The 21027-nt window shown below is 73.2% G+C and carries 24 protein-coding genes; 10 read left to right on the forward strand and 14 right to left on the reverse strand.

What is annotated here, in order from left to right:
* Window positions 1-158: 158 nt before the first annotated feature.
* Window positions 159-1169, reverse strand: coding sequence for a methionine synthase (locus tag AB0G02_RS05775; protein WP_360789866.1), 1011 nt, complete (start codon window positions 1167-1169; stop codon window positions 159-161).
* Window positions 1170-1375: 206 nt separating this feature from the next.
* Here AB0G02_RS05775 and AB0G02_RS05780 point away from each other — a divergent pair, with 206 nt between their 5' ends.
* Window positions 1376-2737, forward strand: coding sequence for a cellulose binding domain-containing protein (locus tag AB0G02_RS05780; protein WP_360789869.1), 1362 nt, complete (start codon window positions 1376-1378; stop codon window positions 2735-2737).
* On the opposite strand, the gene AB0G02_RS05785 is transcribed toward AB0G02_RS05780, so the two are convergent.
* Window positions 2734-3270 carry a cadmium resistance transporter gene (locus tag AB0G02_RS05785; RefSeq protein WP_360789873.1) on the reverse strand — a complete coding sequence of 179 codons (537 nt, stop codon included), beginning with the start codon at window positions 3268-3270 and terminating at the stop codon, window positions 2734-2736. The two genes, AB0G02_RS05780 and AB0G02_RS05785, sit on opposite strands and share 4 nt — an antisense overlap.
* 19 nt (window positions 3271-3289) lie before the next feature.
* Here AB0G02_RS05785 and paaI point away from each other — a divergent pair, with 19 nt between their 5' ends.
* The 4 genes from paaI (at window position 3290) to AB0G02_RS05805 (ending at window position 5916) form a co-directional block, all read left to right on the forward strand.
* A complete protein-coding gene (gene paaI, locus AB0G02_RS05790) occupies window positions 3290-3706 on the forward strand; it encodes a hydroxyphenylacetyl-CoA thioesterase PaaI (RefSeq protein WP_360789876.1) in 417 nt (138 codons plus the stop codon).
* Window positions 3707-3774: 68 nt separating this feature from the next.
* Window positions 3775-4281 (forward strand): DUF6584 family protein, encoded by a 507-nt coding sequence (locus AB0G02_RS05795; protein WP_360789879.1) that lies wholly within the window; start codon window positions 3775-3777, stop codon window positions 4279-4281.
* Window positions 4282-4296: 15 nt separating this feature from the next.
* Window positions 4297-5169 (forward strand): serine/threonine dehydratase, encoded by an 873-nt coding sequence (locus tag AB0G02_RS05800; protein ID WP_360789882.1) that lies wholly within the window; start codon window positions 4297-4299, stop codon window positions 5167-5169.
* A gap of 78 nt (window positions 5170-5247) precedes the next feature.
* Window positions 5248-5916 carry a hypothetical protein gene (locus AB0G02_RS05805; RefSeq protein WP_360789885.1) on the forward strand — a complete coding sequence of 223 codons (669 nt, stop codon included), beginning with the start codon at window positions 5248-5250 and terminating at the stop codon, window positions 5914-5916.
* Between the two features lie 46 nt (window positions 5917-5962).
* Here AB0G02_RS05805 and AB0G02_RS05810 read toward each other — a convergent pair whose 3' ends face one another.
* From AB0G02_RS05810 to AB0G02_RS05845, 8 genes are all read right to left on the reverse strand, one after another.
* On the reverse strand, window positions 5963-6262 hold the full coding sequence (locus AB0G02_RS05810; RefSeq protein WP_360789887.1) for a hypothetical protein: 300 nt from the start codon (window positions 6260-6262) through the stop codon (window positions 5963-5965).
* 81 nt (window positions 6263-6343) lie between these two features.
* Complete coding sequence (gene mnmA, locus AB0G02_RS05815; protein ID WP_360789889.1) at window positions 6344-7429, reverse strand: tRNA 2-thiouridine(34) synthase MnmA; 1086 nt, start codon at window positions 7427-7429, stop codon at window positions 6344-6346.
* 5 nt (window positions 7430-7434) lie between these two features.
* The gene (locus AB0G02_RS05820) at window positions 7435-8622 is read right to left on the reverse strand and encodes a cysteine desulfurase family protein (RefSeq protein ID WP_360789891.1); all 1188 of its coding nucleotides are present in this window, start codon (window positions 8620-8622) and stop codon (window positions 7435-7437) included.
* Window positions 8622-9992 (reverse strand): MFS transporter, encoded by a 1371-nt coding sequence (locus tag AB0G02_RS05825; protein WP_360789892.1) that lies wholly within the window; start codon window positions 9990-9992, stop codon window positions 8622-8624. The genes AB0G02_RS05820 and AB0G02_RS05825 overlap by 1 nt, the downstream gene beginning before the upstream one ends.
* Before the next feature lie 144 nt (window positions 9993-10136).
* Window positions 10137-10994 (reverse strand): lysophospholipid acyltransferase family protein, encoded by an 858-nt coding sequence (locus AB0G02_RS05830; RefSeq protein ID WP_360789895.1) that lies wholly within the window; start codon window positions 10992-10994, stop codon window positions 10137-10139.
* On the reverse strand, window positions 10991-11761 hold the full coding sequence (locus AB0G02_RS05835; protein WP_360789898.1) for a GNAT family N-acyltransferase: 771 nt from the start codon (window positions 11759-11761) through the stop codon (window positions 10991-10993). The genes AB0G02_RS05830 and AB0G02_RS05835 overlap by 4 nt, the downstream gene beginning before the upstream one ends.
* A gap of 147 nt (window positions 11762-11908) precedes the next feature.
* On the reverse strand, window positions 11909-12868 hold the full coding sequence (locus AB0G02_RS05840) for an electron transfer flavoprotein subunit alpha/FixB family protein (protein ID WP_360789901.1): 960 nt from the start codon (window positions 12866-12868) through the stop codon (window positions 11909-11911).
* Window positions 12869-12882: 14 nt separating this feature from the next.
* On the reverse strand, window positions 12883-13665 hold the full coding sequence (locus tag AB0G02_RS05845; protein WP_360789903.1) for an electron transfer flavoprotein subunit beta/FixA family protein: 783 nt from the start codon (window positions 13663-13665) through the stop codon (window positions 12883-12885).
* A 279-nt stretch (window positions 13666-13944) separates the two neighbouring features.
* Here AB0G02_RS05845 and AB0G02_RS05850 point away from each other — a divergent pair, with 279 nt between their 5' ends.
* Window positions 13945-14787: a DegV family protein gene (locus tag AB0G02_RS05850; RefSeq protein ID WP_360789906.1), complete on the forward strand. Its 843-nt coding sequence runs from the start codon at window positions 13945-13947 to the stop codon at window positions 14785-14787.
* Between the two features lie 49 nt (window positions 14788-14836).
* Window positions 14837-14980 (forward strand): hypothetical protein, encoded by a 144-nt coding sequence (locus AB0G02_RS05855; RefSeq protein WP_360789909.1) that lies wholly within the window; start codon window positions 14837-14839, stop codon window positions 14978-14980.
* Window positions 14981-15033: 53 nt separating this feature from the next.
* Here the strand turns inward: AB0G02_RS05855 and AB0G02_RS05860 are convergent, their stop codons facing one another.
* From AB0G02_RS05860 to AB0G02_RS05870, 3 genes are read right to left on the reverse strand one after another with little or no spacing between them, the layout of a single operon-like run.
* Window positions 15034-15609 (reverse strand): hypothetical protein, encoded by a 576-nt coding sequence (locus tag AB0G02_RS05860; protein ID WP_360789911.1) that lies wholly within the window; start codon window positions 15607-15609, stop codon window positions 15034-15036.
* Window positions 15609-15830: a hypothetical protein gene (locus AB0G02_RS05865; RefSeq protein ID WP_360789914.1), complete on the reverse strand. Its 222-nt coding sequence runs from the start codon at window positions 15828-15830 to the stop codon at window positions 15609-15611. Before AB0G02_RS05865 ends, AB0G02_RS05860 begins: the two co-directional genes overlap by 1 nt.
* Window positions 15830-16957 (reverse strand): hypothetical protein, encoded by a 1128-nt coding sequence (locus AB0G02_RS05870; RefSeq protein ID WP_360789917.1) that lies wholly within the window; start codon window positions 16955-16957, stop codon window positions 15830-15832. The genes AB0G02_RS05865 and AB0G02_RS05870 overlap by 1 nt, the downstream gene beginning before the upstream one ends.
* 315 nt (window positions 16958-17272) lie before the next feature.
* Here AB0G02_RS05870 and AB0G02_RS05875 point away from each other — a divergent pair, with 315 nt between their 5' ends.
* Together AB0G02_RS05875 and AB0G02_RS05880 are read left to right on the forward strand one after the other, a co-directional pair.
* The gene (locus AB0G02_RS05875) at window positions 17273-18019 is read left to right on the forward strand and encodes a class I SAM-dependent methyltransferase (protein ID WP_360789920.1); all 747 of its coding nucleotides are present in this window, start codon (window positions 17273-17275) and stop codon (window positions 18017-18019) included.
* A complete protein-coding gene (locus AB0G02_RS05880) occupies window positions 18016-19488 on the forward strand; it encodes a glycoside hydrolase family 57 protein (RefSeq protein ID WP_360789922.1) in 1473 nt (490 codons plus the stop codon). The genes AB0G02_RS05875 and AB0G02_RS05880 overlap by 4 nt, the downstream gene beginning before the upstream one ends.
* On the opposite strand, the gene AB0G02_RS05885 is transcribed toward AB0G02_RS05880, so the two are convergent.
* On the reverse strand, window positions 19485-19712 hold the full coding sequence (locus tag AB0G02_RS05885; protein ID WP_360789924.1) for a hypothetical protein: 228 nt from the start codon (window positions 19710-19712) through the stop codon (window positions 19485-19487). The two genes, AB0G02_RS05880 and AB0G02_RS05885, sit on opposite strands and share 4 nt — an antisense overlap.
* Window positions 19713-19775: 63 nt before the next feature.
* Here AB0G02_RS05885 and AB0G02_RS05890 point away from each other — a divergent pair, with 63 nt between their 5' ends.
* Window positions 19776-21026 carry a glycosyltransferase family 4 protein gene (locus tag AB0G02_RS05890; RefSeq protein ID WP_360789927.1) on the forward strand — a complete coding sequence of 417 codons (1251 nt, stop codon included), beginning with the start codon at window positions 19776-19778 and terminating at the stop codon, window positions 21024-21026.
* Window position 21027: the final 1 nt, after the last annotated feature.

Genomic DNA, 21027 nt, shown 5'->3' on the forward strand with positions numbered 1-21027 from the left:
CCTCCCTACAGGACGCGTGTGCCCTCCGTTCGCGTACCCCTTGTTGACCGCTCAGGACGCCCGGCCCGTGTCGTGAGCGTTCAACTCGGGCGTTCCGAACGTAGGACACGGGTGACGCGGACGTAGGACACGCAGGAGCACAGGGGCGGCTCGCGGGGTCACCAGCCCTCGGGTGGCTCCACGAACGCCTTGCCCACGTCACGGGTCAACGCCAACGCCCGGCGCACCCACTTCCCGCTCGCACCCGACATGCCGCACGTCGGCGTCGGCACGGCGTGCGTCCCCAGGATCGAACGCGGGAACCCCAGCCGGTCCACGAGGTCCAGCGCGGGCTGCGCCAACGACTGCAGCGTGCGCGGCGCGGTCGGGTCGGTGCTCGGCGTCAGACCCAGGAACAGCTGGGTCTTCTCCTCCCACGCCTCACCGACCTGGTCCCACATCGACTCGTCCAGCGCCGTGAGGTCGAACGACACCGCCCGCGCGCCCGCCTGGCGGATCAGCGTGATCGGCGGCTTCGGCGCGCAGCAGTGCACGACCACGTCCGCGTCCACGCCGTCGATCACGGTCTGCAGCACGGCCCGCGCGTCCGGTTCCGGCACGGCGGCGACCGTGCCGAGCTTGGACGGCGTGGGCAGCAGGCCCTGGAGCACGGCGGGCAGCCCCGGTTCGTCCAGCTGCAGCACGATCGTGGCGCCGGTGCGCTTGGCGACCTCCGCGATGTGCCGGTTGAGGCCTTCGACCAGGGACTCGGTGAACTCGCGCAGCGCGCCCTTGTCGGTGAGCACGCGGTGGCCGCGCGCCAGTTCGACGCTCGCGGTGAGCGTCCACGGCCCGACGGCCTGCACCTTCACCACCGGCGGCGGCGCGGGCTCGGCCACTTCCTCGAACGCGTCCAGGTCGCGGCGCATCAGGTCCACCGCGCGCCGGTGGTCCCGACCGGGGTGCGCGGCGGTCCGGTAGCCGGACGGGACCACCTCCACCGGCAGGTCGACCAGGAGCGCGGCGGTGCGGCCGATCATGTCCGCGCCGACGCCCCGCGCGGGCAGTTCGGGCAGGTGGGGCAGGTCGGGGAGTTCGCCGAGAACGATCCTGGCGGCCTCCAGCGGGTCGGTTCCGGGTAGCGAGCCGATGCCGGTTGCGGCGCCGGCGGACCAAGGGAGGGCATCCACCCGCACAGTGTCCCACCGCGGCCGTTCGACCGTTCGGATCCGAAAAGGTCTAGACCCATTGACGAGGTGGTCCAGTCCACCTACGGTCACCTTGTCGGTGCCGACAGTGGCCAAGGGGCACCGCCACGACGTGGTGTGGGGGCGTGCCGCGCCCCGCGCTCCCGCACCACTCCCACCCCGTTCCCCCTGCACGGGAGTAGGTACCGATGTCCCACAAGCGCACGAGCCTGGCCGTCCTGGCGGCGGGCGTCACCGCGGTCCTGACCGCCGGTCTGCTGCTGGCCGCCCCCGCGGGCGCCGCGCCGACGCCGACCGCCGTCTTCACCCAGGACTCGTCCTGGGGTTCGGGCTACCAGGGCAAGTTCACCGTCACCGCCGGGTCCGGCGCGGTCTCCGGGTGGAAGGTCGAGTTCGACCTGCCGTCCGGCACCACGCCCGGTTCGTACTGGGACGCCACGTTGACCAGCAGCGGCTCGCACCACACGTTCGCCAACCGCGAGTACAACGGCAGCCTCGCGCCCGGCGCGTCCACGTCGTTCGGGTTCCTGGTGAACGGCACCGGCCTGCCCGCCAACTGCAAGCTCAACGGTCAACCCTGCACCGGCGGCACCACGACGACAACGACAACGACCACAACCACCACCACGACGACTACGAGCACGACCACCACGACTACGGACCAACCGCCCCTTCCGGGCAGCCTGAAGTCCGCGCCGTACGTGGACATCACCATGCCGACGCCGTCGCTGGAGTCGGTCGCCCGCGCCACCGGCCAGAAGGTGTTCACGCTGGCGTTCGCGCTCGCGGACAGCAGCGGCTGCAACCCGTCGTGGGGCGGCACGATCCCGTTGAACGACAGCCGGATCGTCAACGACGTGCGCGCGCTGAAGGCGCTGGGCGGTGACGTGATCGTGGCGACCGGCGGCGCGGCCGGGCCGTACCTGGAGTACTCCTGCTCCACCGCCGACGCGCTGCTCGCGGCGTACAAGAAGGTGCTCGACGCGGTCGGCAGCAACCACCTGGACGTGGACGTCGAGGCGTCCATCCCGCACGACCTGGTCAACACGGCGTTGAAGCGCCTGCAGACCGAGCGCGGCACGGCGATCAGCTACACGATGCGGGTGCAGGGCGACGACTACGGCATGGACCCGTACTCGGTGCAGATCCTGCAGAACGCAGCGGCCAAGGGCCTGACCGTGCTGGTGAACCCCATGACCATGGAGTTCGGCTCGTCGCGCGCGGACTGGGGTGACGCCGTCATCGCCGCCGCCGAGAGCAGCCTGCGGCAGATGAAGCAGATCTGGCCCGCGAAGTCGGACGCCGAGCTGAAGCGGCTGCTCGGCGTGACCCCGATGATCGGCCGGAACTACAACGGCAAGATCTTCACCCAGACGCACGCCCGCAAGCTGGTGGCGTGGGCGAACACGAACCGGATCGGCCTGTTGGGCTTCTGGTCGGCCGGCAGGGACAACGGCGGCTGCCCGGGCGGCGGCATCTCCCCGACGTGCAGCAGCATCAGCCAGACCCAGTACGAGTTCACGAACATCTTCAAGGGCTTCACGGCCTAGCCCAGCAGGATCAGCACGCCGATCACGATCAGCACCACCGGCAGCAGCACGTGACCCCAGCGGCTCAGGGCTTGGGCGATGACGGGGCGGGTCGCGAAGTAGCGGCCCGCACCGCACCAGACCGCCACCAGGACCAGGAAGACGATCACGTACTTGGTGATGCCGGTGGTGGCGAAGACCGGGACGTAGACGCCGACGTTGTCGCCGCCGTTCGCGAACGTCACGGCGGCGACGCCGAGGGCTCCGGTCGCCGCGGGCGGTGAGTCGTCTCCCCCTCGCCACGCCTGCCACGCCGCCTTCACGCCCAGGGCCAGCGGCAGGAGGCCCAGCCACGGGAGCACGGGCGGCGGGAGGAGGGTCGCGCCCAGGGCGGCGGCCACGGCGACCACCAGGATGCCGACGAACCCCAGGTACTGGCCGAGCACGACCCTGACCGGTGGCACGCCCTGCGCGAAGAACAACGCCAGCAGCACGATGTCGTCCACGTTCGTCACCGCGAACAGCCCGACCGCGCGGATGATGTCCAGCACCACCGAACCTTAAGGTGCGGGGATGGACGGACCCGCGGAGATGCTCGCCAACGACGCCGCGTCGACCGCGCTCGGCATCCGGGCGCTCGAACTCGGTGACGGCACGGCCCGCCTCACCATGACGATCACCGACCGGATGGTCAACGGGCACGGCATCGGGCACGGCGGGTACGTGTTCCTGCTGGCCGACACGGCCTTCGCCTGCGCGTGCAACCGGCCCGGCTCGGTGACCGTGGCGGCGCAGGCGGAGATCGACTTCATCGCCCCCGTGCACGCGGGCGACGAGCTGGTGGCCGAGGCGGTCGAACGGGTGCGGTTCGGGCGCAGCGGGATCTACGACATCACCGTCCGCCGGGGCGGGCAGGTGGTGGCCGAGTTCCGCGGTCGCAGCCGCACCCTCAGGTCGGACGGCGCGGAACCGGCACCCGAGGTGCCCTGACCGGCAGCACCGCGCAGCACCGGCACCGAGGTGATCGCGGGGTTGCACGGGCTGGGACGATGTGGCTCATGCCGGTCGAGCTGACGCTCCACAAGGTCGACGAAGAGGTCGGACGCGGCGACCTGGCCAGCGTGCTGCGCGCGCGGCAGCGGCTGGTCGGGCTGGTCACGAGCTACCCGGACCGGCTGGACCTGCGGGAACGGCTGGCGCAGGTGTACCGGCTGCTCGGTGACGCGGCGCAGGCCGGGCGCTGGACCTACCTGTCCGAGGTGCGCGACGAGGCGGAGGTGGCGGCGTTCGAACGCGCCTACCGCACCCCGTTGGCCCGGCTGGAGGCGATGAACTGGGTCAGCGGCGAGGCGGGTGCGGCGACCGGGACCGCGCGGCAGCGGCTGGTGGCCCTGCAGGCGGCGGCGAACGACCAGCTGCGGGCGGACCTGGCGGTCGTCGACGACCGCGACTCGTCGTGGCGGACGAACGTGCTGGTGCTGATCGGCCTGGTGCTCGTGCTGCTGTGCTTCGTGGTGGGCGCGGTGACGCTGGTCATGTGGGTCTACAGGTGGGTCGCCGGGTGAGCGCATCCTGGACGCATGACCCCCGATGTCGCCGCCGCCGCTGAACGCCTCCGCCCGCACGTCCGCCGCACCCCGTCCTGGCGCACCGAGGTGGACGGCCGCCCGGTCGTGTTCAAGCTCGAACACCTCCAGCTCACCGGGTCGTTCAAGCTGCGCGGCGCGCTGAACGCCCTGCTCACCGCCGGGTCGCCGGACCGCGTGGTCACGGCGTCCGGCGGCAACCACGGCCTCGGCGTGGCGCAGGCCGCGCAGCTGCTCGGGGTGCAGGCCACGGTGTTCGTGCCGGTGAGCGCGCCGGAGGGCAAGGTGCGGCGGATCGAGGCGGCGGGCGCGAAGCTGATCCGGCACGGCGACACGTACGCGGAGGCGGTGCTCGCGGCCCGGCGGACGCCCGGCTTCTACGTCGAGGCCTACAACGACCCGATCGTCATCGCGGGTCAGGGCACGGTCGCGGCCGAGGTGGTCGCGGACGTGCCGGAGGTGGACGTCATCGCGGTCGCCGTCGGCGGCGGCGGGTTGGCCGCGGGCACGGCGCTGGCCTCGGGACGGCCGACGGTCGCGGTGGAGCCGGAGCGGTGCTGCGCGCTGCACCACGCGCTCGTGGCGGGCGAGCCGGTCGACGCCGAGGTGGACTCGGTGTCCGCGTCCGCGCTGGGCGCCACCAGGGTGGGCGAGGTCCCGTTCGGGGTCCTGAGCTCGCACCCGGTCACGTCGGTGCTCGTGTCGGACGCCGAGACGCTGTCCGCCCGCGACCGGCTGTGGGAGGAGTTCCGGCTGGCCGTCGAACCGGCGGCGGCCGTGCCGTTCGCCGCCTGGCTGGCCGGGGAGGTGCCCGGCGAGCTGCCGTGCGTCGTGCTGTGCGGCGCGAACACCGACTGGACGCCCTGATTACGGTCCCGGGCGTACGTCGGGGAGCCGCTCTGCGCCCGACGCCGTGACCCGTCCGGACGACCACCATCAGGTCGCATGACCTCGACTCGCCTCGCCTACCGGGTGGCCGCGCTGCTGTTCGCGTCCGGCCTGTTCCACCTGCTGGTCTTCGCCGTGGACGGCGGGCCGTGGGAAGGGCCGGTGTCGTGGCGCAAGCCGGTCACGTTCGGCCTGTCCTTCGGCCTCACGCTGGCCACCTACGCCTGGGTCGGGGCGCGGCTGCGGCTGCGCGCCGGCTGGGTGCGGCTGTTCACCGCCGCGTGCACGACCGAGGTGGCGCTGATCGGCCTCCAGGCGTGGCGGCGGGTGCCGTCGCACTTCAACGAGGCCACGACGTTCGACACGGTGGTCACCCGCGTCCTCACCGTCGGCGGCGTCACGCTGGTCGTGTCGGTGGTCGCGCTGGTCGTCGCCGCGTTCCGGGCCCGCCACCTCGCGCCCGACATGCGGCTCGCGGTGCGGGTCGGCACGGCGACGCTGGCCGTGGCGGCGGTGTCCGGCGGCCTGATGGTCGCCGAGCGCGGCGGCTCGTGGAAGCTCTCGCACGGCGTGGCGATGCACGGCGTGCTGGTGCTGCCCGCGCTGGCCTGGGCGTTGAGCTTCACGACGTGGTCCGAGCGCGAGCGCACCCGGACCGTCGCCCTGGCCTCGGCCGGCTACGCCGCCCTCATCGCCGCCGCCGCGGCCTACAACGCCCTGGCCTGACCCCTCGGCGGGGTCCGGCCGGGTGCCACGACGCGCGCCGAGGGGGTCAGCGGCACCCCGTGACGCGGTGCGGCGAACCGACGGCCCGCTCCTGCTCGACGCGGGCCTGCGGCGGCACCTCGACCTCGCGGGCGAGCGCCGGGTCGAGCCGCTCCACCCGTTCGACCATGGTCTCCACCTGGGCGATCAGGTCGGCCCACTCGGGCCGGTGGAGGCGCTCCCGCACCACCCAGCGCAGCGTGCGGACCTCCGCGCGCAGCCGCTCGAACTGCTCCTCGTCGAGACGTTGCGCGGACGGGTGGTCGAGCTTGCTCGAGAGCACCCTCACCCGGGTCCCGATGTCCACCAGCGACCTCCGGTGTCGTGCGTTGTCATACGGCACGCACGCAGTGTCGCAGGCGGGACCGACAAAAGACGAAGCCCGAGCTCACCGGGTCGAGCTGATCGTGGCGCTGGCGAGCACCAGATCGCCCGCCGCCGCGTCCTCCCGGTACACCGCGACCGCCTGACCTGGGGCGACGCCGCTCAACGGCTCGCGCAGGCGGACCAGCAGCTCTCCGTCGACGACTTCGGCCACCGCGGGCGCCAGACCGCCGTGCGCGCGGACCTGCGCCACGCACTCCACCGGACCGTCGAACGTGATCCTGGTCACGGGCCGTCGGGCGACGATCTCGGTGACGGCCAGCTTCTCCGCCGAGCCGACCCGGACCGTGCCGCTCACCGGCTCCAGCGACAGCACGTACCGCGGCCTGCCGTCGGGCGCGGGCGCGTCGATGCCCAGGCCCTTGCGCTGGCCCACGGTGAACTCGTGCACGCCCACGTGCCGCCCGAGCACCGCGCCGGTCTCGTCGTCGACCAGGACGCCGGGCTGCTCACCGAGCTTGCGGGTGAGGAAGCCGCGGGTGTCGCCGTCGGGGATGAAGCAGATGTCGTGGCTGTCCGGCTTGTCCGCGACCTGGAGGCCGCGCTCGGCGGCCTCGGCGCGCACCTGCGCCTTGGTCGAGTCGCCCAGGGGGAACATCGCGTGCGCGAGCTGCTCCCGGGTCAACGACGCCAGCACGTAGGACTGGTCCTTGCCGTCGTCGGCCGAGCGGCGCAGCTCGATCACGCCGTCCACAGTGGACAGCCGGGCGTAGTGCCCGGTGCACACCGCGTCGAAGCCGAGCGCGACCGCCTTGTCCAGCAGCGCCTCGAACTTGATCTTCTCGTTGCACCGCAGGCAGGGGTTGGGCGTGCGACCGGCCGCGTACTCGGCCACGAACTCGTCCACGACCTCCTCGGTGAACCGCTCCGCGAAGTCCCACACGTAGAACGGGATGCCGAGCACGTCCGCCGCGCGCCGCGCGTCCCGGGCGTCCTCGATCGTGCAGCAGCCGCGCGCGCCGGTGCGCAACGTGCCGGGCTTGGCCGACAGCGCCAGGTGCACGCCGGTCACCTCGTGCCCCGCCGCCACCGCCCGCGCCGCAGCCACGGCGGAATCCACCCCGCCGCTCATCGCCGCCAGCACCCGCATGCCCGTCACACCTCCGCCGTCGCCTTGCCCGCAAGCCGCTTCAACCCCGCGATGCCCGCCGTGCGGGCGCGTTCGACCACCGGGCCGATCACCTCGGCCAGCTCCCGCACGTCCGCCTCCGTGGAGGTGTGGCCGAGCGAGAACCGCAGCGACCCGCGCGCCAGCACCGGGTCGACCTTCATGGCCAGCAGCACGTGGCTGGGCTGCGCCACGCCCGCCGTGCAGGCCGAGCCGGTGGAGCACTCGACGCCCTTGGCGTCCAGCAGCATCAGCAGGCTGTCGCCCTCGCAGCCGGGGAAGGTCAGGTGCGCGTTGCCGGGCAGCCGGTGCACCGGGTCGCCGTTCACCGCCACGTCCGGCACCACCCGCCGCACCTCCGCGACCAGCTCGTCGCGCAGGGCGGCGAGCCCGGCGGCGCTCTCGACCCGGTGGTCCACCGCGTGCCGCACCGCCGCGGCCAGGCCGACGATCGACGGCACGTCCAACGTGCCGGACCGCACTTCCCGCTCCTGCCCGCCGCCGTGCAGCAGGGGCGTCGTGGTCACGTCGCGGCCGAGCAGCAGGACGCCGACGCCGTAGGGGCCGCCGAGCTTGTGCCCGGTCAGCGTCAGCGCCGACGCGCCCGAGTCGGTGAAGTCGACCGGCACCGCGCCCACGGCCTGCACCGCGTCGGTGTGGAACGGCACCCCGCGCTCGGCGGCCAGGGCGGCCAGCTCGTGCACCGGGTTGATCGTGCCGACCTCGTTGTTGGCCCACATCGTGGTGACCAGGGCGACGTCGTCGTCCAGCGCGTCGCGCAGCGCCTCGGCCCGGATCCGGCCGAGCCCGTCGGGCTCCAGCCAGGTGACCTCGGCGCCCTCGTGCTCCACCAGCCACTGCACCGCGTCCAGCACGGCGTGGTGCTCCACCGACGACGCCACCACCCGGCGGCGCCGGGACGTGCGGCGGGCCCAGTAGACGCCCTTGACCGCGAGGTTGTCGCTCTCCGTGCCGCCGCTGGTGAACAGCACCTCGGAGGGCCGCGCGCCGAGGGCGTCCGCGATGTCCTCCCGGGCCTCCTCGACCGCACGCCGCGCCCGCCTGCCCGAGGTGTGCAACGACGAGGCGTTGCCCGTGGTGGACAACGCCCGGGTCATCGCCTCGATCGCCTCGGGGAGCATGGGGGTCGTGGCGGCGTGGTCGAAGTAGGCCATCAGCGCTCCAGGGTAGCCCGGCCCAGCCGTCCCGCGAGCACCGCACCGAGCACCGAGACGCCCGCCATCAGCAGGTCGAACGGCACCACGGCGGCCGTCGGCGCGGCGGCCGACGCGAACGTGGTGACCAGCACACCGCCCAGACCGACCAGCAGCGCCGAGCCCAGCATGTCGCTGATCTGCAGGGCCGAGGAGTTGAACCCCCGATCCACCTCGGACGACGCGCCCAGGGTGAGCACGCTCAGACTCGACATGGCCAACCCCATCCCGGCTCCGGCGACCGCCCACAGCACCGGGGTGGCCCACGCCGGGCCCCACGACGGTGCGATGAGCGTCACTCCGGAAATACCCACCGCGTTGAGCACGAACCCCAGGCGCACGAGCTTCTCGCGCGGGATGTCCGGCTTGCGCGACTGCCACCAGGCGGCGCTGGACCAGCCCAGCGCGCTCAGCGTGAGCGGGATGCCGGCGGCGATGGCCGAGTAGCCGTGCACGGCGGTCAGGGTCAGCGGGATGAACGCCTCGGCCGCGAAGAACGAGCCCGCCAGCAGGGCGCGGGCCAGGATCGTCACCGGCAGGCCGCGGCGGGCGGTGAGCGTGCCCTTGGGCAGCAGCACGCGCAGCGCGGGCGCCAGCACGACCAGCCCGGCCAGGCCGATCAGCAGGTCGACCCCGCTCGGGTGCTGCGCGGCCCAGCTCAGCGCCGCGACGCCGAAGCCGGCGCCCAACGCCGCCAGTGGCAGCCCGCGCCGGGTGTTCCGGTCGGGCGTGTGCGGCGGCAGGTTCCGCAGCACGGGCACCAGCAGCAGGACGCCCACCAGCACGAACGGCGCCAGCCCCAGGAACACCCACCGCCAGCCCACGGTCTCGGTCAGCCACCCGGCCAGCGCCGGTCCCACCAGCGACGGCACCACCCACGCCGACGCCAGCAGGCCGAACACCGCGGGCCGGTCCCGCTCCGGGTAGACCAGGCCGATCAGGACGTAGACCGCGACCACCTGCGCGCCGCCGCCGATGCCCTGCAGCACGCGGCCGAGGAGCAGTTGCGGCATGTCGTGGGCCAGCCCGGCGACGATCAGGCCGACCAGGAACAGCGCCGGGCCCGCCAACAGCGACGGCCGCGGCCCGCGCAGGTCGCTCAACCGCCCGGACAGCACGGTCGCGACCACGCTGGCGGCGAGGAACGCCAGGAACGGCCACGCGTAGAGGTCGTTGCCGCCCAGGTCCGCGACCATGCGCGGCATCGCCGTGCTGACGCCCATGTTCTCGAACGCGAGCAACGTGACGAGCAGGATGATCCCGACCGTCGGGCCCCGCCGTTCGGGCGTCCACAGGTTGCTCTTGGCGGGGGTCTCCGATGTCGTCGTCACGGGTCAATGGTTCAACCTCCACGGGGGTGGAGGTCAAGGCAATATGACGCAGTCCCGGGACGGGTCTCCGCTGCTCCGGCGCGTGACGTCCCCGTGGCGCGGACGGCCGACGCACCGGAGGCCACCAACGGCGCACGCGGCCGTTCAGGCGACCCGGGCGGCGTGCCGGAGCGGCGAGGGCACCTCGACCGACCCGTGCGCCACCCGCTCGGACTCCCGCTGCACGAGCGCCGCCAGCTCACGGCGGGTCGACGCGCGGCCCGGCGCGACCTCGTCCAGCACGTGCACCTCCACCACGAGCCCGCGCGACCGCAGCACCCGCCGCACCGAGTCGACCAACGTGTCGGAGCCGACGAACGCGGGCCTGGTGGACGTCCCCGAGCCCTGCGAGTACCGCAGCACGACCGGCCGCACGGGCACGCCGGCGTCCAGCGCGGCCTGGAACAACGCCGGCCGGTAGCGCCCGGACGCCACCCCGCACCACGTCGTGCCCTCCGCGTGGATGCCGACCGCCGCGCCGTCCCGCAGGGCCGCGGCCAGCTCGGCCACCGTCCCGGGCAGCAGCGACAGCCGTTCCCGGTCCAGGTACACCGTGCGGGCGGCGGTGATCAGCGGGCCGAGCACCGGCCAGTCCCGGATGTCCCGCTTGGCCACCAGCCGGATCGGCTGCACGGCGTCGATCGCCAGCTCGTCCAACCAGGACACGTGGTTGGACACCACCAGCACGCCACGTCCCGGGTTCGCCTGGAACACCGGCCCGACCACCCGCAACCGCACCCCGAACGCCCGCAGCAGCGCCCGGAACCACTGCCGGAGCAGCACCGCACGCGCCCGACCGCGGACGCAGAGGACGCCCAGGACCACGAGGACGCCGGACACCACCACCACCGACGCCGCCACCAGCCGCCACGCCGCCCGGACCGCGCCGACGGACGCCGTCGAGTGGTCGACGCAGCCGTCACCGCAGGGCGACGAGGGCATCCACGCGTGCTTGCCGGTCACGCCGTCTCCCCCAGGAAGAACTTCAGGTACCGCTGGTCCACCCGGTCCATGCCGAGCAGCACCGGCAGGTCCACCACGCCGAAGTCGTCGTCCAGCGCGGGCGGTCCGCAGACCCACGCGCCCAACCGCAGGTAGCCCTTCAGCAACGGCGGCAGCACGGTTCGGTCCGGCCGCCGCACCGAGTCGACCTCCCACGGCCGCAACGGCGTCACGCGGTACTCCCCGGGCGCGAGGTGCTTGGCCCGCACGGCGTCCCACACGCCCGCCGCGAACGACCCGCCGTCGTGCAGCGGCACGGACGCGCAGCCGATCAGCCACGAGTGCCCGGACAGCAGCATGTACCGGGCGATCCCGGCCCACACCAGCGACACCACGGCGCCGTTGCGGTGGTCGGGGTGCACGCACGACCGCCCGGTCTCCACCAGCGACGGCCTCAGCGCGTCCAGGGCGGACAGGTCGAACTCGCCGTCGGAGTACAGCCGCCCGGCCTCGGCGGCGCGCTCGGGCGGGAGCATCCGGTAGGTGCCGACGATGTCGCCGGTGCGGTCGTCGCGCACGACCAGGTGGTCGCAGAACGGGTCGAAGTCGTCCACGTCGTGCCCCGGCACGGAGGTGTGCAGCACGGCGCCCATCTCGGCGCCGAACACCTGGTGCCTCAGCCGCTGCGCGGCCACGACCTCGTCGCCGTCGCGCGCGACCAGCAGGGAGTAGCGCGGCGCGTCGGAAGCGGCGTCACCGGTGCTGACAAGCAGTTGCGGCTGCGTCATGGCACTGGTCTACCGACCCGTTGGCGACCGGGAGCAGGTCGTTCCGGTGACGCCTCGGTGGCAGGTCGGTGAAACCCCGGTGGGACGACGCGACGGGGGCCGCCCCGCTGGTGAGCGGGACGACCCCCGTGGGACGCAGGTGCCGGGTCAGCCCTTGCGCTTGGAGACCTCGTCGGTCAGCTGCGGCGCGACCTTGAACAGGTCGCCCACCACGCCGAAGTCGGCGATCTCGAAGATCGGCGCCTCCGGGTCCTTGTTGACCGCGACGATCGTCTTGGACGTCTGCATGCCCGCCCGGTGCTGGATCGCGCCGGAGATGCCCAGCGCGACGTACAGCTGCGGCGAGACCGTCTTGCCGGTCTGGCCGACCTGGAACTGGTGCGGGTAGTAGCCGGAGTCCACCGCGGCGCGGGACGCGCCCACCGCCGCGCCGAGGCTGTCGGCCAGCTTCTCGACGACCTCGAAGCTCTCCGCGCTGCCCACGCCACGACCGCCGGACACGACGACCGAAGCTTCGGTCAGCTCCGGGCGGTCGCCGCCCACGATGGGCTCGCGACCGGTCACCCGGGTGACGAGCGCCGGGTTGGCCGCGGGCAGCTCGACGGCCTGCTCGACCGCGTCGGCGGGCGACTCGGAGGCCTCCACGCCGCCGGGGCGGACCGCGATGACCGGCACGCCGTTGGTGACCTTGGACTTCACCACGTACGCGCCGCCGAAGACCGACTGCGTGGCGACGCCCTCGCCGTCGAGGTCGACGGCGTCGTAGAGCAGGCCGGAGCCCAGGCGCACGGCCAGCCGGCCCGCGACCTCCTTGCCCTCCATGGTGGCCGACACCAGGACGGCGGCGGGCGACGCGGTGCCCGCGATCGTGGCGAGCGCGTCCACCTTCGGCGTGACGAGGTGGTTGACCGCGTCCTCGGACTCGACCGCGTACACCTTCACCGCGCCGTAGCGGCCCAGGGACTCCCTCACCTTGCCCGCGGTGCCGGGCGATCCGACCACCACCGCGGCCGGCTCGCCGAGACCGCGCGCGGCGGATAGAAGCTCATAGGTGACCTTCTTGACCTCGCCGTCGACGTGGTCGACGAGGACCAGGACTTCAGACATTCGATTCCTCGCCTTCAGATGAGCTTCTGGCCGACCAGGTACTCGGCGATCTTCGAACCGCCGTCACCCGCGTCCTCGACACGCTGACCGGCGCCGCGCGGCGGCTTGGGGGCCGCCTCCAGCACCCGGGACCACGCGGCGCCGAGACCGACCTCGCCCGCGTCCAGCCCGAGGTCCGCCACGCTGAGCGTGCTGACCGGCTTCTTCTTGGCCGCCATGATGCCCTTGAACGACGGGTACCGCGGCTCGTTGATCTTCTCGTTCACGCTGACCACGGCGGGCAGGCTCGCTTCGAGGTGCACGACGCCCTCGTCGGTCTCCCGCTCGGCCTTGACCGTGCCACCCTCGACGGTGAGCTTGCGCACCTGCGTCACCTGCGGCAGGCCCAGCAGCTCGGCCAGGATCGCGGGCACCGCGCCCGCGCGGCCGTCGGTGGCCTCGTTGCCGGCGATCACCAGGTCGAAGCCCTCGACCGTGCCGATGGCCTTGGCCAGCACCTTGGCGGTGGTGAGCACGTCGGAACCGTGCAGCGCCTCGTCGGAGACGTGCACCGCCTTGTCCGCGCCCATCGACAGCGCCTTGCGGATCGCGTCGGTCGCGCGGTCGGGACCCATCGCGACGACGGTCACCTCGCCGCCGTGCGCCTCCTGGAGCAGCAGCGCCTCTTCCACGGCGCGCTCGTTGATCTCGTCGAGCACGGCGTCCGCGGAGTCGCGGTCGAGGGTGTGGTCGGCGTCGGCGAGCTTGCGCTCGGACCAGGTGTCGGGCACCTGCTTGACCAGGACGACAATGTTCATGGGTCCTCTTCGACCTCCTGCGGACGGGCGGCGACGTGGGGTTGGCGACGGTGGTTGCCTGTGGCCGCCGGAATGTTCGTGACCCTGCCATGTCATCGCCGCATTGGCATGGTGGTGTCTGCCACCCGCATGTTACCCACCGGTAGCAGAGGTGCAAACAGGAGCAAGCACCCATCGCGGGTGATGATGCTCACTGGACGGAGAAGGCCATTCGGACAATGTCGTCCGTATCGCCGTCGGCGTTACAGAGCCGCCCCCTACTCGGCTAGGTTCGAGCGCATGCCACGGCGTGTAGCGATTGTCACGGACTCCACCGCGTGCCTGCCGCAGCAGTTGACCGAGCAACTGGGCGTGACCGTCGCGCAGATCCAGGTGCGCATAGGGGACTGGGTCGAGGACGAGGTCCGGGTGCCCGTGGCGAAGCTCGTGGACGCCCTGCGCGGCCGGCTCGACGTCGCCACCTCGCCGCCCGACCCCGGCGCGTTCTTCTGGGCCTACGCCGACGCGGCGGCGGCGGGCGCGGAGGCGGTCGTCTCGCTGCACGTGTCGACCGGCCTGTCGCAGACCGTGGACGCGGCCCGGCAAGCCGCCGAGCAGGCGCAGGTGCCGGTGCACGTGGTCGACACGCAGACGTGCGGCATGAGCCTCGGGTACGCGGTGGTCGCCGCCGCCACGGCGGCCGCCGCGGGAGGCGACGTGAACCGCGTCGTGTCCACGGCGCAGCACACCGTGCGCCGCAGCACCGAGCTGATCTACGTGGACACGTTGGAGTACCTGCAACGCGGCGGTCGGATCGGCCGGACCGCCGCCCTGGTCGGCTCCGCGCTGTCGATGAAGCCGCTGCTGACCGTGGAGGACGGGCGGATCACGCCGCTGGACAAGGTGCTCGGCTCGGAACGCGCGCTGCGCAAGCTGGTCGACATCGCGGTCAAGCGCGCGGGCGACGAGCCGGTGGACATCGCGGTCGAGCACTTCGACGCGGCCGAACGCGCCGGTTCCGTGCTCGAACAGCTGCGCGCGAGGCTGCCCGACGTGCGGCGGTCCCTGGTGACCCAGGTCAGTTCCGCCATCGGCGCGCACGTGGGTCCGGGCGCGGTGGGCGTGACCGTTTCGCCGGTTTAGGAACCCCCTGCGGGGTTTGAGCGTTGACCCGGCAGGGAACGAGGTTGACATGGCATCTCTGTTCAGCAAGATCTCCGCGTTCGCCCGCAGTCCGCAGGGCCGTCGGGTCGCCGAGCAGGTGAAGCAGGCGGCACGCGACCCCCGAAACAAGGCCAAGGCGCAGGAGCTGATGCGCAAGTTCCGCAAGCGCTGAGCACCCAGGAGCGCCGGTAGCCGCAGCAGCACCGCACGTCGCAGTTGTGGGAACTAGGAACCCGAGCGCTCCGAACCGTCGACGTCCGGCGGCCCGCCACCGGTTCGAGCACCGGCGGGCCGCTCCGGACGTGGATCGTCCGCCGGCACCTCGACGAGGACCGGCTCGGGACCGGCCGTCGCCGTCAGGACGACCGGCTCCACCTCGTCGGCGGACCGGGGTTCTTCGACCCCCGGTGGTCCGGCGGGTTCGGCTCCGGCGGCGTCTTCCGGTTGTCCGGTCCCGGTTTCCGGCTCGGCGCCGGTGCGGACGACGTGCAGGCGCACCTCGTCCCGGCCGACGGCGTGCCCGGTCGCGGGGTGCGGCCGCGGCACCAGGACCAGGTTAGGACGGGCGGGTTCCGGCGCGGGCAACGCCGTCGGGATGCCCACCACCGGGTTGCGGTGGATCGGCCTGGTCGCGTACTCCTCCGGTGGGAACCGGGGTTCGAACCTCGGCGCCGGCGGGTCCTCCACCGGTTCCGGCGCCTGCTCGGGCGGCTGGTCGCGCCGGAGCATGACGGCCGTCAGCACGCAGCCCGCCGCGAACGACAAGGCGCACAACCCGAACACGACCGCGAGCTCGGTCATCAGCGCGTCCCCGCCGGCGCACCCGCCGGTTCCACCGTCGGCCGCACCGGCGCCTTCGTCGGGTGCGTGACGCGACCACCCGTGACCACGCCGCCGTCCACCACGTCACCGCCGATCGCGCCACCGCTCGCCGCCGGGAAGCCGAACGCCGTGATCGCGACCGACGCCGCCACGAGACCCAGCGCCCACGGCAGGACGGGCAGCACCCGCCGCACCGCCATCAAGCACCGACCCGCTGGTCGTCGCCGGTCGCCTGCTCCGCACCCACCGGTTGCCCACCCCTCTGCTGCGCGTCCACCTGCCTGCCGTCCACCTGCCGGTCACCGTCCTGCTGACCGTCGACCTGCTGACCGTCGACCTGCCGGGCACCGTCCGGGCGGCCGTCGACCGGCCCGACGCCCTGCTCGCCGCTCGTCTGCTCCGGGATCAGGCTCGGCACCCGGTCGGCCGCCGACTCCAGCGCGACCCGGGCCGAGGCGAGCTGCGAGCCCACCATCCGGCGCAGCTCGCGCAGGTCGTCGGACTGCCGCCGGATCTCGTCGATGCGCCGGTGCGCCTCGCGGGCGGCGAGCTTGATCAGGAACGCGGCCCGCGCCTTGGCCAGCTCCTCCTGCTCCGCGAAGTGCTGCTCGGCCTCGTGGCGCCTCCTGTTCATGGTCAGCTCGAAGAAGTTCTGCGCCTTGGCGCGCTTGGCGTCGGACTCCGCCTCCAGCTGCCCGCACCGCTCGTGCGCCTCCCGCACCAGCCGCTCCGCCTCCTGCTCCGCCGCGGCGGTGGTGGCGGCGCACTCGGCCTCGACCTCCTCCAGCCGCGCCTTGAGGTGCGCCTCGACCTCGACCCGGCGGCGTTCCAGGTCGAGCGCGCCCTGGTCCAGCTCGGCGGCGCGGAGGTTGGCGGCCTCGCTCAGCTCGCGCGCGTGCGCGTCGACCTCCGCCCGCTGCGCGGCCAGCTCCCGCTCGACCTGGTCGCGCCGGTCGGCCAGCTCGGCCTCGGTGCGCTCGCGCAGCGCCGCGACGTCCCGCTCGGCGCGCAACCGCAGCTCGTTCGCCTCGTCCTCGGCGAGCGTGAGCATCCGGTGCAGCCGCTCGGACGCGCCGGTCGTCGTGTTGGGTGACATCTCCAGCCGCTCGATGCGGGCGCGGGCGTCGTCCAGGTCCTTCCTGGTCATCTCCAGCAGCTTGCGCAGGTCGGCCGCCTGGGCCAGCGCCTCGGCGCGGTCCAGGGTCGTGTACTTCAGCTGTTCTTCGAGGTGCTCGAGGTGCTCGAGAACCTGACGGCGGTGGAAACCCCGGTAGACGACGTCGAAACCAGCGTGCAGTGGAACAATCTCCGGCTCTTTCGCACCCATGGCGGCCCCGCTCGTTCGAAGATTGGCCGAGGGTACCGAGCGTAAGGCACCCGAGCGGCTCGTGACCACCCACGACTACCCTCGCACCACTCGGTCGATGCATCCCGTGTACAGCGGAAACACCATCAGGGAAGATCAACGCAAGATAGGTGTAGCTCACCCGATGGTGTTACTTTCCCGGAATTATGTCCCTTTTCAGGAAAGCCGACGGCGACAATTACCAGCTATCGGGTGATAAAAGGTTCACACGAAACAGTGAAGTCCGTACGACCGGGCGATGGCTACCCGCGAGTAACGGACAACTAGGCTGACCCGGTGACCGTCGAGCCGCTGCCCCTCACCGGTGAGCGCACCGTGCCGGGGATCTCCGAGGAGAACTACTGGTTCCGGCGCCACGAGGCGGCGTACCTGGACCTGGTCCGGCACTGCGTCGGCGCGGTCGTGCTGGAGGCCGGGTGCGGCGAGGGCTACGGCGCGGCGTTGATCGCGGAGCACGCCGCGCGGGTCGTCGCGCTCGACTACGACGAGCTCACCGCCGCGCACGCGCGGCGCGCGTACCCGGAGCTGGCCGTGCTGCGCGGCAACCTGGCCTCCCTCCCGTTGCGCGAGGGCAGCGTGGACGTGGTGGCGAACCTCCAGGTCATCGAGCACCTGTGGGACCAGGAGGGCTTCCTGGCGGAGTGCGCGCGAGTGCTGCGGCCCGGCGGGAAGCTGCTGGTCACCACGCCGAACCGGATCACCTTCTCCCCCGGCCGGGACACCCCGCTCAACCCGTTCCACACCCGTGAGCTCGCGCCCGACGAGCTGCGTGGGCTGCTGGTCGGCGCGGGCCTGCGGGTCGAGCTGCTGGCCGGGCTGCGGCACGGACCGGCGCTGCGCGCGGTGGACGGCAGGTTCGGCGGGTCCGTCATCGACGCGCAGGTCGCCGTGGCGGTCGACGGCGGCGGGTGGCCGGACGACCTGCTGGCGGCCGTGGCGTCGGTGCGCAGTGAGGACTTCGAGATCACCACCGACGACCTGGACGCGAGCCTGGACCTGGTCGCCGTGGCGGTGCGCCCGTGACGGCCGACGAGGGGACGTTCTGCCTGGTCCTGCACAGCCACCTGCCGTGGTTGGCGCACCACGGCGCCTGGCCGGTCGGTGAGGAGTGGCTGTACCAGGCGTGGGCGCACTCGTACCTGCCGGTGGTGGACCTGCTGGAGCGGTTCGCCGCCGAGGGCCGCGAGGACGTGCTGACGCTGGGCGTGACGCCGATCCTGGCCGCGCAGCTCGACGACCCGTACAGCCTGCGGGGCGTGCACGACTGGCTGGGCAACTGGCAGCTGCGCGCGCACACCGCGTCGTCCCGGCTGCCGGACCTGGCCGCGCGGGAGCACCGCGCGTCGGCGTGGGCGCTGGAGCGGTTCGAGACCCGGTGGCGGCACGGCTTCTCGCCGGTGCTGCGGTCCCTTGTGGACTCCCGCACGGTCGAGCTGCTGGGCGGCCCGGCCGCGCACCCGTTCCAGCCGTTGCTCGACCCGCGGCTGCGGGCGTTCTCGTTGCGCACCGGGCTGGCCGACACCGCGCTGCGGATCGGGTCGGCGCCCGAGGGCATCTGGGCGCCGGAGTGCGCCTACGCGCCGGGCATCGAGCACGACTACGCGCGGGCGGGCGTGCGGCGGTTCCTGGTCGACGGCCCCTCGCTGCGCGGCGACACCGCGGCGGGCAGGCCGGTCGGCACGTCGGACGTGGTGTGCTTCGGGCGCGACCTGGAGGTCTCGTACCGGGTGTGGTCGCCCAAGGTCGGCTACCCCGGCGACGCGGCGTACCGCGACTTCCACACCTACGACCACCCCAGCGGGCTCAAGACGTCCCGGGTGACCGGGAAGAACGTGGAGCCGGTCGACAAGCGGCCCTACGACCCGGACCTGGCCGCGGAGGCCGTGCGGCGGCACGCGGCGGACTTCGTGGACACGGTGGTGCGGCGGCTGCGGGCGTTGAAGGAGCAGCACGGCAGGCCGTCCCTGGTGGTCGCCGCGTACGACACCGAGCTGTACGGGCACTGGTGGCACGAGGGCCCGGCGTGGCTGGAGGCCGTGCTGCGGTCGCTGCCGGAGGCCGGGGTGCGGGTCACGACGCTGCGCGGCGCGGTCGAGGCCGGGCACGTCGGCACGCCGGTCGAGGTGCCGCCGTCGTCGTGGGGCTCGGGCAAGGACTGGCAGGTGTGGAACGGGCCGCAGGTCGCGGACATCGTGCACGGCAACGCCGAGGTCCAGCGCGAGCTGCTGGCGCTGGACCTGTCCGGCGCGGTGCGCGACCCGGTCGCGGACCAGGCCGTGCGCGAGGCGCTGCTGGCGCTGTCCAGCGACTGGGCGTTCATGGTCACCAAGGACTCGGCCGCGGACTACGCCCGGTACCGGGCCAAGGTGCACGCGGACCGGTTCAGCGAGCTGGTCGCCCTGCGGCGGGCCGGGCGCGGGCACGCCCGAGCCGCCGAGCTGCGCCTGGTGGACGGGCCGTTCGGCCGGCTCGATGCCCGGGGGCTGGTCTAGTTGGAGCCCCCGTTGTTCGTGCCGTCGCCGTGCAGCCGCAACGCGATGCCCGCCGATCCGGGGTGGTCGATCCGGGCCTGCACCACCGGGTCCGCCTTCGAGCGCCCCTTGGTGTCGGCCGGTCGGGTGAGGCCGGCGCGCTTCGCGCGGGCCCTCCGGTCCACGACCAACCCCAGCGCGAGCACCACGGCGCAGAACAGAACCGCCCAGAGCCAAGGCTGCATGACCGTCCCCCCACTTCTTGCGGTCTTTCCCAGCATAGTGATCCGGGGATGCGAGGATGGCCCATGCGCGTGTTGATGTTGTCCTGGGAGTACCCGCCCGTCGTCGTGGGCGGCTTGGGTCGGCACGTGCACGCGCTGGCCGGGCACCTGGCCGCGCAGGGGCACGACGTGGTCGTGCTGTGCCGCCAGCCGGCCGGGACGGACGCGGTCACGCACCCGACGTCGGACGCGGTGGTGGACGGCGTGCGGCTCATCCGGGTGGCCGAGGACCCGGCGCACCTGGTGTTCGAGCGGGACCTGGTGGCGTGGACGCTGGCCATGGGCCACGCGATGACGCGGGCCGGGGCGGCGTTGCTGCGCGACTGGCGGCCGGACGTCGTGCACGCGCACGACTGGCTGGTCACCCACCCCGCGATCGTCCTGGCGGAGCTGTGCGACGCGCCGCTGGTGGCGACCGTGCACGCGACCGAGGCCGGGCGGCACAGCGGGTGGCTGTCGCAGACGTTGAACCAGCAGGTGCACTCGGTCGAGTGGTGGCTGGCCAACCGGGCGGACGCGCTGATCACGTGCTCGGCGGCGATGCGGACCGAGGTGGCGCACCTGTTCGAGGTGGAGCCGTCGTCGGTCACCGTGCTGCACAACGGCATCGAGCCGCGCCGGTGGCGGGTCCGGTCGTCCGACGTGACCGCCGCCCGTGCCGCGCACAGCCCCGACGGCACGCCGCTGCTGCTGTTCTTCGGGCGGTTGGAGTGGGAGAAGGGCGTGCAGGACCTGATCGCCGCCCTGCCCCGGATCCGGCGGGCCCACCCCGGCACCCGCCTGGTCGTCGCGGGCACGGGCACCCACCGGGACTGGCTGGTCGACCAGGCGCGCAAGCACAAGGTGCGGCGGGCGGTGGACTTCGTCGGCCACCTGTCGGACCGGGCCCTGGCGGCGGCGCTGGCGGCGGCGGACGCGGTCGTGCTGCCGAGCAGGTACGAGCCGTTCGGCATCGTGGCGCTGGAAGCCGCCGCGGCCGGCACCCCGCTCGTCGCCTCGACCGCGGGCGGCCTGGGCGAGGTCGTCCTGGACGGCGTGACGGGCCTGTCCTTCGCCCCCGGCGACGTCGACGCCCTGGCGACCGCGGTCCGCTCGGTCCTGGACGACCGCCCCGCCGCCACCCGCCGCGCCCGCGCCGCGAAGTCCCGCCTGGCGACCGACTTCGACTGGTCCAGGATCGCCACCGGCACCACCGCCGTCTACCGCTCCGCGACCGCCCGCCCCCACCAGCCGCTGGGCCGCCCGAAGATCCCGACCGGCAACGCGTTCCTCTGAG

The organism is Actinosynnema sp. NPDC023658 (assembly GCF_040639995.1).
GTDB lineage: Bacteria > Actinomycetota > Actinomycetes > Mycobacteriales > Pseudonocardiaceae > Actinosynnema.

Bases quoted from the DNA above. Each gene is read 5' to 3' on its own strand.
- AB0G02_RS05885 (WP_360789924.1), bottom strand. From the start codon at position 19,712: ATGCAGCCTTGGCTCTGGGCGGTTCTGTTCTGCGCCGTGGTGCTCGCG.
- AB0G02_RS05850 (WP_360789906.1), top strand. From the start codon at position 13,945: ATGCCACGGCGTGTAGCGATTGTCACGGACTCCACCGCGTGCCTGCCG.
- AB0G02_RS05800 (WP_360789882.1), top strand. From the start codon at position 4,297: ATGACCCCCGATGTCGCCGCCGCCGCTGAACGCCTCCGCCCGCACGTC.
- AB0G02_RS05805 (WP_360789885.1), top strand. From the start codon at position 5,248: ATGACCTCGACTCGCCTCGCCTACCGGGTGGCCGCGCTGCTGTTCGCG.
- AB0G02_RS05890 (WP_360789927.1), top strand. From the start codon at position 19,776: ATGCGCGTGTTGATGTTGTCCTGGGAGTACCCGCCCGTCGTCGTGGGC.
- AB0G02_RS05820 (WP_360789891.1), bottom strand. From the start codon at position 8,622: ATGGCCTACTTCGACCACGCCGCCACGACCCCCATGCTCCCCGAGGCG.
- paaI (WP_360789876.1), top strand. From the start codon at position 3,290: ATGGACGGACCCGCGGAGATGCTCGCCAACGACGCCGCGTCGACCGCG.
- AB0G02_RS05835 (WP_360789898.1), bottom strand. From the start codon at position 11,761: ATGACGCAGCCGCAACTGCTTGTCAGCACCGGTGACGCCGCTTCCGAC.
- AB0G02_RS05780 (WP_360789869.1), top strand. From the start codon at position 1,376: ATGTCCCACAAGCGCACGAGCCTGGCCGTCCTGGCGGCGGGCGTCACC.
- AB0G02_RS05870 (WP_360789917.1), bottom strand. From the start codon at position 16,957: ATGGGTGCGAAAGAGCCGGAGATTGTTCCACTGCACGCTGGTTTCGAC.
- AB0G02_RS05860 (WP_360789911.1), bottom strand. From the start codon at position 15,609: ATGACCGAGCTCGCGGTCGTGTTCGGGTTGTGCGCCTTGTCGTTCGCG.
- AB0G02_RS05865 (WP_360789914.1), bottom strand. From the start codon at position 15,830: ATGGCGGTGCGGCGGGTGCTGCCCGTCCTGCCGTGGGCGCTGGGTCTC.
- AB0G02_RS05840 (WP_360789901.1), bottom strand. From the start codon at position 12,868: ATGTCTGAAGTCCTGGTCCTCGTCGACCACGTCGACGGCGAGGTCAAG.
- AB0G02_RS05855 (WP_360789909.1), top strand. From the start codon at position 14,837: ATGGCATCTCTGTTCAGCAAGATCTCCGCGTTCGCCCGCAGTCCGCAG.
- AB0G02_RS05795 (WP_360789879.1), top strand. From the start codon at position 3,775: ATGCCGGTCGAGCTGACGCTCCACAAGGTCGACGAAGAGGTCGGACGC.
- mnmA (WP_360789889.1), bottom strand. From the start codon at position 7,429: ATGCGGGTGCTGGCGGCGATGAGCGGCGGGGTGGATTCCGCCGTGGCT.
- AB0G02_RS05845 (WP_360789903.1), bottom strand. From the start codon at position 13,665: ATGAACATTGTCGTCCTGGTCAAGCAGGTGCCCGACACCTGGTCCGAG.